Annotated in this window: 12 protein-coding genes; 7 read left to right on the top strand and 5 right to left on the bottom strand. The window is 34.5% G+C overall.

Features of this window, described 5'->3' with window-relative positions; all coding sequences use genetic code 11:
* Positions 1–23 precede the first annotated feature (23 nt).
* From J3U23_RS05320 to ruvB, 3 genes are all read left to right on the top strand, one after another.
* Positions 24–362: a YbaB/EbfC family nucleoid-associated protein gene (locus J3U23_RS05320; protein ID WP_065563043.1), complete on the top strand. Its 339-nt coding sequence runs from the start codon at positions 24–26 to the stop codon at positions 360–362.
* 246 nt (positions 363–608) lie between these two features.
* A complete protein-coding gene (ruvA, locus tag J3U23_RS05315; protein ID WP_267338697.1) occupies positions 609–1,217 on the top strand; it encodes a Holliday junction branch migration protein RuvA in 609 nt (202 codons plus the stop codon).
* An 18-nt stretch (positions 1,218–1,235) separates the two neighbouring features.
* Positions 1,236–2,240, top strand: coding sequence for a Holliday junction branch migration DNA helicase RuvB (gene ruvB / locus J3U23_RS05310; RefSeq protein ID WP_267338696.1), 1,005 nt, complete (start codon positions 1,236–1,238; stop codon positions 2,238–2,240).
* A 77-nt stretch (positions 2,241–2,317) separates the two neighbouring features.
* Here the strand turns inward: ruvB and cysK are convergent, their stop codons facing one another.
* The 3 genes from cysK to yfbV form a co-directional block, all read right to left on the bottom strand.
* Entirely contained in the window at positions 2,318–3,283 is a 966-nt protein-coding gene (cysK, locus tag J3U23_RS05305; protein WP_065563046.1) for a cysteine synthase A, read from the bottom strand.
* Positions 3,284–3,593: 310 nt separating this feature from the next.
* On the bottom strand, positions 3,594–4,100 hold the full coding sequence (gene priC, locus J3U23_RS05300) for a primosomal replication protein PriC (RefSeq protein WP_267338695.1): 507 nt from the start codon (positions 4,098–4,100) through the stop codon (positions 3,594–3,596).
* 10 nt (positions 4,101–4,110) lie between these two features.
* Positions 4,111–4,560, bottom strand: a complete 450-nt coding sequence (gene yfbV / locus J3U23_RS05295) for a terminus macrodomain insulation protein YfbV (RefSeq protein ID WP_267338694.1) — start codon at positions 4,558–4,560, stop codon at positions 4,111–4,113.
* A gap of 186 nt (positions 4,561–4,746) precedes the next feature.
* On the opposite strand from yfbV, the gene J3U23_RS05290 reads away from it, so the two are divergent.
* From J3U23_RS05290 to J3U23_RS05275, 4 genes are all read left to right on the top strand, one after another.
* The gene (locus J3U23_RS05290) at positions 4,747–5,952 is read left to right on the top strand and encodes an acetate kinase (RefSeq protein WP_267338693.1); all 1,206 of its coding nucleotides are present in this window, start codon (positions 4,747–4,749) and stop codon (positions 5,950–5,952) included.
* 67 nt (positions 5,953–6,019) lie between these two features.
* Entirely contained in the window at positions 6,020–8,164 is a 2,145-nt protein-coding gene (pta, locus tag J3U23_RS05285) for a phosphate acetyltransferase (RefSeq protein ID WP_065734033.1), read from the top strand.
* A gap of 366 nt (positions 8,165–8,530) precedes the next feature.
* Positions 8,531–9,007 (top strand): toxin-activating lysine-acyltransferase, encoded by a 477-nt coding sequence (locus J3U23_RS05280; RefSeq protein ID WP_267338692.1) that lies wholly within the window; start codon positions 8,531–8,533, stop codon positions 9,005–9,007.
* Between the two features lie 19 nt (positions 9,008–9,026).
* On the top strand, positions 9,027–12,215 hold the full coding sequence (locus J3U23_RS05275; protein WP_267338691.1) for an autotransporter outer membrane beta-barrel domain-containing protein: 3,189 nt from the start codon (positions 9,027–9,029) through the stop codon (positions 12,213–12,215).
* 315 nt (positions 12,216–12,530) lie between these two features.
* On the opposite strand, the gene J3U23_RS05270 is transcribed toward J3U23_RS05275, so the two are convergent.
* Together J3U23_RS05270 and J3U23_RS05265 are read right to left on the bottom strand one after the other, a co-directional pair.
* Positions 12,531–12,995, bottom strand: coding sequence for a MarR family winged helix-turn-helix transcriptional regulator (locus J3U23_RS05270; RefSeq protein WP_267330750.1), 465 nt, complete (start codon positions 12,993–12,995; stop codon positions 12,531–12,533).
* A gap of 3 nt (positions 12,996–12,998) precedes the next feature.
* Positions 12,999–13,430: a hypothetical protein gene (locus J3U23_RS05265; protein ID WP_065563054.1), complete on the bottom strand. Its 432-nt coding sequence runs from the start codon at positions 13,428–13,430 to the stop codon at positions 12,999–13,001.
* Positions 13,431–13,707 lie beyond the last annotated feature (277 nt).

Raw genomic sequence — 13,707 nt, 5'->3', positions numbered from 1 at the left:
AATGTTTTTAATGAGGAATAATTATGTTTCCAGGTGGAAAAGGTGGTTTGGGCAATTTGATGAAACAAGCCCAACAAATGCAAGCAAAAATGCAGCAAGCTCAGGAAGAGATTGCTAAATTAGAGGTTACTGGAGAGTCTGGCGCGGGTATCGTTAAAGTTACTGTAAATGGTGCACATAGTTGTAAACGCGTTGATATCGATCCGTCTTTATTAACCGAAGATGATAAGGAGATGTTAGAAGATCTTATCGCTGCAGCCTATAATGATGCTACTCGCCGTTTGGAAGAAGCTCAAAAAGAGCGTATGGCTCAAGTTACTGGTGGAATGCAATTACCACCTGGTTTTAAAATGCCATTCTAATTTGAATCTTTAACTCTATTTTTCTGATATTGCTGACTTTTGTCGGCAATATTTTTGTCTACTGACTGTTTATTTATACAGTTTGTCTTTATTAATTTTCTCCTATCAGGTAAACTAACTCACAATTGTTTTTTTAATTCAAATTCAATTTTGATCATAATAATTAGGCTGATGTTGAACGAGAGTTTTCGTTTAATACTGATTGATCAACGTTGTTTAATTGACATTATTTATTAAGGATATATTGTGATAGGTCGTTTACGTGGAATCATTATTGAAAAGCAACCACCCAAAGTGTTAATTGAAGTTGGTGGTGTTGGCTATGAAGTGTTTATGCCAATGACCTGTTTTTATGAATTACCTGATAATGGTAAAGAAGTGATTGTGTTAACTCATTTTGCCGTTCGTGAAGATGCTCAAGTGCTGTATGGCTTTAATCATGAACAAGAGCGTGAATTGTTTCGTGAGTTGATTAAAGTGAATGGTGTTGGTCCCAAATTAGCGTTAGCAATTTTATCAGGAATGTCAGCAGGGCAATTTATTAGTGCAGTTGAGCAAGGTGAAATCAAGACGTTAGTTAAATTACCTGGCGTGGGCACTAAAACGGCTGAACGATTGATTGTCGAAATGAAGGATCGAGTTAAACGGTTTGGTGAAGACTTAGCTAATGTAAACGTAACTGTTGAGACTGGAAGTCTTAAAAAATCCTCAAGTCAGATTGAAGGTGAAGCCGTTTCGGCACTTATCGCTTTGGGTTATAAACCACAAGAAGCAAGTCGTATTATTAGTAAAGTCATTAAGCCAGACATGGATTGTGAAATGCTAATACGTGAAGCATTAAAGTCAGCATTATAAAGAAAATAGGGAACGATGATGATTGAAGCGGATCGTTTAATTGCGCCACAGGCTCAAAAAGAAGAAGAGTCGTTAGATCGGGCTATTCGTCCTAAATATTTGGATGAGTATATTGGTCAACCTCAAGTGCGTGAGCAGATGAAAATCTTTATTCAGGCAGCCAAGCAACGTAGTGATGCGCTTGATCATGTTTTAATTTTTGGTCCTCCTGGTCTTGGTAAAACCACTTTAGCTAATATTGTTGCTAATGAAATGAATGTTAATTTGCGCACTACCTCTGGCCCAGTGTTGGAAAAAGCAGGTGATCTGGCTGCAATGTTAACCAATCTCGAGCCTAATGATGTGCTGTTTATTGATGAAATCCATCGATTATCTCCTGTCGTTGAAGAAATATTATATCCTGCTATGGAAGATTATCAGCTCGATATTATGATTGGTGAAGGTCCAGCCGCACGTTCAATTAAAATCGATCTTCCGCCCTTTACGCTTATTGGCGCCACTACTCGAGCGGGTTCGTTAACATCGCCATTACGCGATCGTTTTGGGATTGTGCAACGCCTTGAGTTTTACCGTGTTGAGGATTTGGAGTATATCGTTAGTCGTAGTGCTAAGTTTTTAGGTTTAGATCTTTCCAAAGAGGGGGCATTTTTAATAGCTAAGCGTTCACGCGGAACGCCTCGTATTGCTAATCGTTTATTGCGACGTGTGAGAGATTATGCGGATGTTAAATCCAAAGGTGTTATTGATGAGCGTATTGCTACTCAAGCTTTAGATATGTTAGATGTGGATAATGAAGGCTTTGACTATATGGATCGTAAGTTACTTCTTGCCATCATCGAAAAATTCATGGGTGGTCCAGTAGGATTAGATAATATTGCTGCAGCAATTGGTGAGGAACGTGAAACGATTGAAGATGTGTTAGAGCCGTTTTTAATTCAGCAAGGTTATATCCAAAGAACACCAAGAGGACGGATTGCAACACCACATGCTTATCGACATTTTGGTATTGTTCAAGATAATTAATTTGATTTATTTAATTTGAATTATCCGATTTTTAATCAAACACCGCCAATAGGCGGTGTTTTGCGCTTATAGGATAATTAACCAAGTTCTTTCTCAGTGAAAATACCACTAAATAAATCAGTACTAAGGTAACGTTCACCTGAAGAGGGTAATATTACCACGATGGTTTTATTCGCATTTTCTGGTAGTCGAGCCAAACGATCAGCTGCAAATACTGCAGCACCTGATGAAATCCCTGCTAAGATACCTTCTTTTTCCATTATAATGCGAGCTGTTTCGATTGCTTCTTCGTTAGATACTTTTTCGACCAAATCAATCAAACTCAAATCTAAATTTCCAGGAATAAAACCAGCTCCGATACCTTGAATTTTATGTGGGCCAGGTTTGATGGGTTCGCCGGCAAGTGCTTGTGTAATTACAGGTGAGGTAGTTGGCTCAACTGCGACAGCCGTAATGTTTTTTCCTTGAACTTTTTTGATGTATTTTGTTACACCAGTAAACGTTCCACCAGTTCCCACTCCTGCAACGAAAATGTCGATTTTACCATCTGTATCAAGCCAAATTTCTGGTCCTGTGGTTTTTTCATGAATTTCTGGATTGGCGGGATTGCTAAATTGTTGGAGCATAATATTGTGTTTTGGATTACTAGCAACGATTTCTTCTGCTTTTTCAATCGCACCTTTCATTCCCTTGGCAGCTTCAGTTAATACAAGGTTTGCACCTAACGCTTTTAGAAGTTTGCGGCGTTCAATGCTCATGCTTTCTGGCATGGTTAAGGTTAATTTATAACCACGAGCAGCGGCAACAGCAGCTAATGCGATACCAGTATTACCACTAGTTGGCTCTATAAGTTCGACGTCAGGGTTAAGTAAACCACGTTTTTCGGCATCCCAAATCATATTTGATGCAATTCGGCATTTGACGCTGAAACTTGGATTACGAGATTCGACTTTAGCTAATATATTACCATTCCCAAAATGTTTTAATCGAACTAGGGGAGTATGGCCGATGGTTTGTGAGTTATCATCAAATATCTTACTCATGGAAAAAGTCCTTATTAGTTTATTCTTAGATTCAAAAGTGGTGGCAAGTAATTAATTAATGTTGATGACTATATTATAGATTGAACTGAAAAGATGATACTAATTATTAATTATATTCATATGCATTTTTGATATAAGGGCCTTTATTTTGACTAGCTAGTATCCTTTTTAGAGCTAGGATCTTACCATAGTATTGAAATGTGAATTTACATATACGCTATATTTAGGCGTGTTTTGTTAAGACATTATTTTAAGCTAGGTAATCGTTGATCATCAAATATTCAGAAATTTATGATTATCTATGAAACTATTATTCAATGAAACTATTTTCCATGTCTAATTCAATCCTTTTAATAGCTTGTTCGCAGCGGTATATTCGATTATCAAGGGTAGCGATTTTGGTGTGTTCTATTGACTCTAAAGAGAGTTCGAGCTCATATTTCATCTCTTGTAATCGTCGTAAATAATCTAAATGTCTTGAATGTTTTTCAGCTAATGTTTCTGTAATAATATGGCCAGTAGTTTGTTTACGTAAATGTACTGTGGCAAGCTCACGTGTTAGGGCGGTAATTTGGTTTATAAGTCTTTCTGATAAAAATTCGATTTGTATGCGTTTTTCTGAAAGTACTGCATCACAAAGTGCTAGATAGGTTTGCTTTACTTTATCTAAATAGAATTGATTGTTGGTTTCAATTTTACTGGTGTTAAACAGATGCTCATCAAAATAATGCTCTTGATAGCTTTGTTGTTCGGATAAGTTCAACTGCTGTTCAAGCTCGTTTATTTGATTTTTCAATTTTTCCAAAAATTTTTGCATAGATATATCCTTATGGTTGGTTGCAGTCATTTTGCCCAAAATAATTACCTAAATGAATTTTAGATAAGTTTATTAGTTTCATTAACGATTCAAAAGTTAATTTTTCATTTGGATTTTTATTCGGACTTAATATCTTTTTTTCAATTAATTGCAACTTGATTCGGTTGTAGCTGTCAATTAAGTTGAGCGGTAATGGCGATTGAGACCGATATCCTAACCACAAGATCCCTTGAATAGGTAAACTTAAGGCAAATAGAATTGTGATTGCTGTTACCGCTAATTGCGCGGGTAAATAATATTGCCAAAGAATTAAGCCGATGATGATTGGCGGTAAAATTTTTTTTGCAACTTTGATGTAGTTAATAATTTTTAATTCAGGAAATGAATAGGATAGGGCTTTATCTTTTGGGCAAATATCCATATATATTTGACCTGCCTTAAAAATTTTAACTAAGTTCATCTGTTTTGGATTCCTCGACATTCACATTTTATTGTCTTAAAATAGTGCCATTCAAATTGGGGGGCTCTCTTTATTTTATCTCAAATTTCAAGATATCAGAAGTCGCCTTATATAACACATTGATTAATGTGTAGAGTTGCCAATATTGATTGGTAAAAATCTTTTATTCAATTTATAGGAATTACTATGTCATCAAGTAATAACGCTCTCGTTCTGAATTGTGGAAGTTCATCTTTAAAATTTGCTATTATTAACCCTGAAAATGGTGATGAGTTTTTATCTGGTTTAGCTGAATGTTTTCACCTTCCTGATGCTCGTATCAAATGGAAATTAGATGGTGAAAAGCAAGAAGCTTCTTTAGGAGCTGGTGCAGCACATAGCGAAGCGATTAAATTCATTGTTAATAACATTTTTCCACAAAAACCAGAATTATTAGACAGCATAAAATCAATTGGGCACCGTATTGTTCATGGTGGTGAGAAGTATACCCAATCAGTTGTGATTGATGATTCCGTTTTACAAGGTATTGAAGAAGCTTCTGCTTTTGCGCCTTTACATAATCCAGCACATTTAATTGGTATTCGCGAAGCTTTTATTGCATTTCCTCATTTAAAAAATAAAAATGTTGCAGTATTTGATACAGCTTTCCATACTACAATGCCTAAAGAAGCATATTTATATGCAATTCCTAATGAATTATATACTAAGTACGGTGTTCGCCGTTATGGTGCTCATGGTACTAGTCATTATTATGTCAGCCGAGAAGCTGCAAGATTATTAAATAAACCTGTTGATCAAACGAATGTGATTACATGCCACTTAGGTAATGGTGCTTCAATCACTGCTGTGAAAAACGGTAAAAGTATTGAAACTTCTATGGGCTTAACACCACTTGAAGGTTTAGTTATGGGGACACGAAGTGGTGATATCGATCCTGCTATCATGTTCTTTTTACATGACAATTTAAATATGTCAGTTGCTGATATTAATAATTTATTAAATAAAAAATCAGGATTATTAGGTTTAACTGGTGTAAGTAGCGATTGCCGTTATGTAACAGATAATGCAGATAAAGACGAAAATGCTAAAAATGCTTTAGAAGTATTTGTTCACCGTTTAGTCAAATACATTGGTGGTTATGCGATGTTGTTAGACGGCCGTTTAGATGCAATCGTGTTTACTGGTGGTATTGGTGAAAATGCTGAATGTATTCGTCGTAAAACTTTAGAAAAATTAAGTATACTTGGTTTTGAGATTGATAAAGAACGCAATTTAGCTGCACGTTTTGGTAACGGTGGTGTGATCACTAAAGATGGTTCTGCTATTGCAATGGTTATTCCTACCAATGAAGAACTTGTCATCGCACAAGATGCAGCACGCTTAACAGCTTAAGCACTTTAAAACCGCCGTTAAGGCGGTTTGTTTTTGGATTTAATAAAGAATTAAGAGGAAACTTATTATGTCTCGTACCATTATGCTGATTCCAACTGGTACCAATGTTGGATTAACGGGTGTAAGTCTTGGTGTTATTCGAGCAATGGAACGTCAAGGTATTAACTTAAATGTATTTAAACCAGTTGCCCAACCAAGAGCAGGTGGTGATGCGCCTGATAATACAACGACTTTAGTTAGTAATAATACATCGATTCCAACTTTGAAACCTTTAAAAATGAGTTATGTTGAAAACTTATTAGGTTTGAATCAACAAGATGTTTTGATGGAAGAAATCGTTGCACTATATGCAGAAAATACTAAAGGTGCTGATGTTGTTTTAGTTGAAGGTATTGTACCAACTATTGATTATCCATTTGCTAATGAGCTAAATAATAACATCGCGAAGACTTTAGGCGCTGAGATTATTTTTGTGGTTAATATGGGTAAAGATGATCCAGAGCAGTTAAAAGAACGCATTGAGATTGCTCGCTCTAATTTTGGTGGCATCAAAAATGATAAAATTATTGGTGTGATTGTTAACAAAGTCAATGCACCAGTAGAAGAACAAAATCTCGCTCGTCCAGATGTTGTTGAAATTTATCATACACCTAAATTTGATGGTAAGAAAATTACAATTAATGATTTAAGCGAGCATAGCCCATTACCTGTACTTGGCTGTATTCCTTGGAACATCGATTTAAGTTCTTGTCGTACATATGACATTGCTAATCATTTACAAGCTAAAATCATTAATGAAGGCGGTATTAAAAATCGTCGAATTAAACATGTTTCTTTCTGTTCTCGTAGCGTTCCAAATATCATTAATCACCTTCAACCGAACGCGTTATTAGTTACTTCAGCTGATCGTGCTGATGTTTTAGTAACAATCTGTTTAGCTGCCATGAATGGTGTTGCTATTGGTGGTGTATTATTGACTGGTGGCTATGATATTGATGAAAAAATCTATAAATTGTGTCAACCTGCTTTTGATACAGGATTACCAGTATTTACTGTTAAAACCAATACATTCCAAACTTCTATCAATTTACAGCAATTCAATTTAGAAATCCCGGTCGATGATAAAGAACGTATGGATAATACTCAGAATTTTGTTGCCGATCACATTGATCCAAGTTGGATTAAATCACTGAATGAAGTGGTTAGTTCTGCTCGTCGATTATCTCCTCCAGCATTCCGTTATCAATTAACTGAGCTTGCACGTAATGCGAAAAAAGTGGTGGTGTTACCAGAAGGGGATGAGCCGAGAACAATTAAAGCAGCTGCAATTTGTGCAGAGCGTCATATTGCTAAGTGTGTGTTAATTGGTAATCCTGATGAAGTCCGTAAAGTGGCTGCGTCGCAAGGTGTTACTTTAGGTGCAGGTGTTGAAATTGTTGACCCAGAACGCATTCGTGATAAATATGTACCTCGTTTAGTTGAATTACGTAAAAACAAAGGTATGACTGAAGTTATTGCGCGTGAGCAATTAGCTGATAATGTTGTGCTTGGTACAATGATGCTTGAAGCAAATGAGGTTGATGGTTTAGTCTCTGGTGCTGTTCATACTACGGCCAATACTATTCGCCCTCCGCTACAATTAATCAAGACTGCTCCAGGTAGTTCGCTTGTTTCATCGGTGTTCTTTATGTTAATGCCTGATCAAGTTTATATCTATGGGGATTGCGCTATTAATCCAGATCCAAATGCGCAAGAACTTGCTGAAATTGCTATTCAATCTGCTGATACTGCTATTGCTTTTGGTATTGAACCACGTGTGGCGATGATCTCTTACTCAACCGGTAGTTCAGGTCAAGGTGCTGATGTTGAAAAAGTGAAAGAAGCAACACGTATTGCTCAAGAAAAACGCCCAGATTTAATGATTGATGGTCCTTTACAATATGATGCTGCGGTTATGCCTGATGTTGCGAAATCAAAAGCGCCAAATTCTAAAGTTGCAGGTAAAGCGACGGTGTTTATATTCCCTGATTTAAATACTGGTAATACAACTTACAAAGCTGTACAACGTTCAGCTGATCTTGTTTCAATTGGACCTATGTTACAAGGTATGCGTAAGCCTGTTAATGATTTATCTCGTGGTGCGTTGGTTGATGATATTGTTTATACAATTGCATTAACCGCTATTCAATCCGCGCAAGAAAAAAATAGCTAGTAAATAATTAATATTTATGTTTAAATTTATGAGAGGTTTTTCACAGACCTCTCATTTTTTATCTGTCCGATAAGTCCAATCACATAAAGTGACGAAATTAGTTAAGGATGATGTAAGTTATACATTATTTAGCGCTGTTTTTTGTTCCAATTCTATACATTATAAAGTTCTTTTTGATTAATTTATTCAAGCTATATGACTATACATGGTCTATATCTCCCTAATTTAATCAATTTGTTAATTATTTGTCCATTTCATTACCTGTTTAAAGATTAAGCAAAGCTGTTTTTATATTCCTAAGTTTTAAGAAAGATAAGTTTTATTTTCAATATTATTTTTAATTAAAAATACTAAAGGTATAACGGAATGAATTGTCTTAATCAGGACTCCATTAGAGTCATTGCACCCAGCATTTATCATGATACTTCATGGAATGAAGCCGAAGTATTAGGCGCCATGGTTTGGTTATGGAACAGGAATTCCAATTATAGAAATGTTGCCATAAGTTCAGCATTGGAAACTTTACTGCCTACTATTCAGTCTAGGAATTTTATTTTACTCATTAAAAATAATCGACCACTCGGTTATCTCAATTGGGCATATTTAACTAAAGATGAGGAACGGGAATATCTAAACAAAACGAAAAGTTATGTGAATTTTGTTCAATGTAATAAGAAAGATGAAAGTAAACAATTATGGCTTTTATCTTTCTTTTGCCCATTTGGACGGAATGAATCTTTCTTATTGAAATCTGTTTGTAAAAAAGTTCTAAAAAATAATCTCTGCTTTTTTGGTTACCACAAATCAAAAACAAACACTGTTGTAAAAAAAGTTCAATGTTAGAGTCTATAAGGAAAGAATTATGAATCAAATATACCAAACAAAATTTAATTTTCTAACTGGTACTAGCATAGTTTGTTCTGAATTGGCACGACGTGTTAGTAAAGTAGCGATAACTGTTTCAATTTTATCAGCCTCAACCTCTTTATTTGCGTTAGATTGTGCACCAAATCCTGATGGATCTTATTTAGTAGGCCAAGACGCTCCTAGTTGTAATAATATAAATGCTGCTACTGCAACGCAAAGTGGTAATGCTGGTTTTTATATTTTAACTAGAAGTAAATTGCATGAACAACTAAATGTGGGTGATACGACCCTTACTGCAAATGTCAGTGCCGATTATACTGGCTTAGGTAACCAATATACTTATGGTGTTTCCGGTGGCTCAATTAAAGCGGGCAATTTAAATTTTACTATAAAGAATGATGGTAATGTGATGGGGCTTACGACTTATCACAATGTCGATATCACTGCTAAAGATGTTGTATTAAATATAACTGATAACTATACACGTGGTCGTAACTCTAGTGGTGGTGTGGCTGCTTATGGGATATTAACCGGTTCAGCTGCAAATGCCGGTGAGAGAAACGCCTATAATGGTAAATATAGCACAGTCACAGTTGATAAACTGACGATCAACCAAACAACATCAGGTGGTAAAACCTCTCCAATATTAAATAATGGTATTCGTGCTATTCAAGGTGCATATGACAATAATGGTCAAGGTTCTGCAGGGCGAGTTATTGTTAATGATGATTTGGATATGACTTTGACTGGTAATCGCGCCATCGGTATTTATGTATCGGGTAATGCAACCAATCATGGTGGAGCGAATGATACTGGTGCTGATGGTCAATTAACACCAATAGTGATTTTAAAAGGCGCTAAAAATAGCATAGTGTTGAATAAAGGTAGCGATAGTTCATCATTGAACTGGGATAGTGTGGGTGTCAAATTAGGAAAGACGCGTAATACAGGTGAAGGTGCTGGTATTTTAGAATCTCATGGTGAACTTAATATTGATACAACAAATGCTTTAAATGGTTCTGGTATTAAGATGGTTCGCAATTCTTTATTAAAAGCAGATTATGACGATAGTTCAACAATCATCAAAACAAATGGTTATGCACTTGAAATCGGGACTCATGATGATGCTAATTCAAGTGGTGTATTTGAACAGGCTGCATCACATGGTGTAAGTGCAAGCTTTAAAAATGCAATATTTACTACGAATGGTACAAGTGCTGACCCGGTTATCAGTGGTTCTGTTGGTCGCAAAGATTTAATTTTTGTCGATCAAGGTCAAGTCGATACTGTATTATCTTTTACCGGTGATAAAACTGATCTAACAGCAAATGATGCGGGTTATATTCTTAACGTGAGTGGAAATTATACCGCATCTGGTTATCAGTTCTTCTCAAATACCTATGATCAAACTGGAACAGAACAAAGTCATGATGATTATCAAGCGTCATCAGTTACCTTTAATGCTTCTGAAAAGGGAAGTATGACTGGGCTGGTTTATAAAGGTTTGGTTAAAACTGAAGAGGGTGAAGTTTTAGATGCCAATAAAACGCCTACACTCAACTTAAACTTAAATAATGGTTTTACTTGGAATTTGAAAGTAAATGATACCAGTAAAACTGCTTTATTTGATAATTTAACCTTATCAAATGGTGCGTTACTTAATGCTGCATTTGATGATGCGGGCGCAAATGAGTTTGTTTTACAAGGTAATGTTATTAGTGATGGTGGTATTATTAGTTTGGATAATCATTCTCATGGAAAATATAATGATAGTTTAACTATTCAAGGTAATTATTCGGCATCAAATAATGCAATAGTTAAGATGAATACGTTATGGAATAATAATACTTCACAATCAGACTTTCTAAAAATTACTGGAGCTGCCAGTGGTGTTACTAAAGTTATTCCTGTTAATGCAAATGGAGCTCAAAATTTTATTGATGGTAACATAAAGCAAGTTGCTGCAATATTGAATAGTATTCCTGTTATTAATGTAGGAACTTCAAGCTCAGAAAGCAATTTTACTGGTGAGGCACAAACGACAGGAGCAACAGAAGTTCAGTTGGCAAAACGTCAAACAACTAATGGTGATGAATACTATTGGACTATGAAGGCAAGTAATCCTGATCACCCAATCGACCCATTCGAACCAGTCAAACCCGTTGAACCAGAAAAACCTAAAAAGGTGATCTATTCAAATGCAGTTTCTGGCTATGTATCAATGCCACGAGTAAACCAAGAACAAGGATTATTAAGTATTGGAACTTTGCATGAACGTAGAGGCGAATATGCTAACTTTAACTTAGCTAATTGTAGTACTTGCGATGAACATTTAAGTGAAACTTGGGGAAGAATATTAGGCAAACATCTTAAATCAGACGGAAAAAAACGGTTGAATTTAGAAACTGACGTTTATGGATTACAACTTGGCCATGATCTGGTAAGCAATTTATTCGAAGATGGAAGCCACAATTATACAGGTGCTTATCTTTCATATACTAAAGCTAATACTGATTTTTCAGATAAATATCGAGCGGTTAATGGTTTAATTTCTCATAACAAAAAAACCGGAAAAGGTACTTCGGAAGCATTTAGCCTTGGGTTAACTAATACCTATTTTTCTGCTAATAACAGTTATTTAGATTTAGTTGGACAGTTCTCTTCAATCCGCAATAAATATGATGCACGAAAAGAAGCCCGTTCTATCCATCAAAATGGGTTTGGTGTAGCTGTTTCAGCAGAAGCCGGACATGCCTTCAACTTTAGTCAACTTGATTCAAGCCAATGGCTAATTGAACCTCAAGCTCAACTTGTTTATCAATATCTTAATTTGGATAGTTTTAAAGATAAATATCGTCAAGTCGATCAGAATAATCAGGATCAATTGCGTGGTAGAATAGGTGTACGAGTAGACCATAATAATCAAGCAGCAGATCGACAAATAATGTCGATTTATGCAATTGGTAATGTTTGGCATGACTTTATTAAGCCAACTCATGTCACAATAGGTAAAGATAGTTTACGTGAAAATTATGCAACTACTTGGGGAGAATTGGGGGTTGGTATAAAAACGGAATTAGGCAAAGATAATTTTCTTTATGGTGATGCTCGTTATGAACATGATTTTGGAAGTACCAAGCATCAAGGCTATAAAGGAAATATTGGAATAGAACATAAATGGTAATTTAGAATTATAAGTTTATTTCTCTGTTCTATACGTAATGGCTAGTCATGCATTACGTATAGACTTTTTTATAAAAAAGTAACTAATAATCAAGTTAAATAAAATAATATGGCTTAATGTTCATCGCGTAAAACTTATTGCAAATGGCAAAAGTGATATTTTTAAGATTGGAATAAATTTAACTCAACAAATCATTTTATAATGAAATTTTTGTTAAATAGAACTCATTTATTAATACTTAACAAATTGATTTTTAGATGAATTAAAGCCATTTAATGTTTTAAACTTGAATAAATATAATAGAGGATAATTACTTTACTCACCTTGACTTTCTAATAGTGTTAATAACATTGACATAAATAGTTTTTTATCATCCTTTAATGTTGAAAAAAATTCTGTATCTATTTGTTCAACTAAAGGTACAGTTTCATTTGCTTTATCAAACCCTTTTTGTGTCAGTTGAATGGATTTTGCTCGACTATCTTTGCTTGAACAGTGGCGCTCAATATAATCTTTTTTCTCTAAATTCTCTAAAATTTGTGAGATTGTCATCACATCGATATTTGTTCGATTGGATAAAGTGACTTGTGTTATTTCATCGTTGTATTGTGATAAATAAGCAAGTGTTGCAAGTACGATAAATTGAGGATGAGTGATAGACTGTTTTTTCAAACAACTTTTGATATTTGTATGCCAGGACGAATAAGTTTTCATAAAAATAAAACCAATGGATTGAGAATCATTTTGAAATTGTGTCAAAAACTTATCGCCCTTTGCCATAATTTATCCTTCAACTAAGCCATTTAATTTGTAAGTTTTATCAATAATATCATCAGAAATCTGTTTTATAAAATCATAGGATGCTTTAGTGTCCATTTTTGTATCTGGTTTTAATGAAATCTCTGATTTCAAAGCATATTGATTTTCTGAAATTTCAACAATTTGATGCGAGAAAAATAATAAACCTATTTCAGGCATATCAAATTGTTCAGTAAATTCTTGCTCATCAATGATTTTTGATAAAGTCACTTCCATTTCTGGTATATTTTGTAATTTAAAAATACCTTTAGTGCCTGTTTTCAAGTCACCAAAAATACGAAAATCTTCAAGATCAGTTTCCCATAATTTTCTTAAATTAAGATCGGTATAGTATTGCCAAATTTTAGATGGTTTTGCCTTTGTTGGTAATACGAAAGAGATTGAAATTGTGTTCATTATTTTTTTCCTATATTTAGTAAGTAAGCTTATTATAAGTATACTTATTAAATAGGTAAAGAAAATTTTTTGCATAGATTAAAATTGTGGGATTATTCAAAATTCCTCAATTAACGTAATGAATAAATAAGTATTATATAGTCAGGTATTTGATTCTTTAATATAATTAATTATCTAATAAAATTAACAAGATTAAATGTTTAACAGATTTAAAATATATTAATGTAAAATATTTACAATTGTTTTTCATTTAATCCGTTCAATTTAATCGGTAAAT

This window comes from Gilliamella sp. B3367 (assembly GCF_026536825.1).
In the GTDB taxonomy this organism is placed as follows: domain Bacteria; phylum Pseudomonadota; class Gammaproteobacteria; order Enterobacterales; family Orbaceae; genus Gilliamella; species Gilliamella apicola_E.
Note: the sequence above shows the minus strand (reverse complement) of the source record. Positions and strands in the feature narration are given on the sequence as shown.

Coding starts and splice junctions, on each gene's coding strand:
- J3U23_RS05320 (WP_065563043.1), top strand. CDS start 24: ATGTTTCCAGGTGGAAAAGGTGGTTTGGGCAATTTGATGAAACAAGCC.
- ruvB (WP_267338696.1), top strand. CDS start 1,236: ATGATTGAAGCGGATCGTTTAATTGCGCCACAGGCTCAAAAAGAAGAA.
- cysK (WP_065563046.1), bottom strand. CDS start 3,283: ATGAGTAAGATATTTGATGATAACTCACAAACCATCGGCCATACTCCC.
- priC (WP_267338695.1), bottom strand. CDS start 4,100: ATGCAAAAATTTTTGGAAAAATTGAAAAATCAAATAAACGAGCTTGAA.
- yfbV (WP_267338694.1), bottom strand. CDS start 4,560: ATGAACTTAGTTAAAATTTTTAAGGCAGGTCAAATATATATGGATATT.
- J3U23_RS05290 (WP_267338693.1), top strand. CDS start 4,747: ATGTCATCAAGTAATAACGCTCTCGTTCTGAATTGTGGAAGTTCATCT.
- pta (WP_065734033.1), top strand. CDS start 6,020: ATGTCTCGTACCATTATGCTGATTCCAACTGGTACCAATGTTGGATTA.
- J3U23_RS05280 (WP_267338692.1), top strand. CDS start 8,531: ATGAATTGTCTTAATCAGGACTCCATTAGAGTCATTGCACCCAGCATT.
- J3U23_RS05275 (WP_267338691.1), top strand. CDS start 9,027: ATGAATCAAATATACCAAACAAAATTTAATTTTCTAACTGGTACTAGC.
- J3U23_RS05270 (WP_267330750.1), bottom strand. CDS start 12,995: ATGGCAAAGGGCGATAAGTTTTTGACACAATTTCAAAATGATTCTCAA.
- J3U23_RS05265 (WP_065563054.1), bottom strand. CDS start 13,430: ATGAACACAATTTCAATCTCTTTCGTATTACCAACAAAGGCAAAACCA.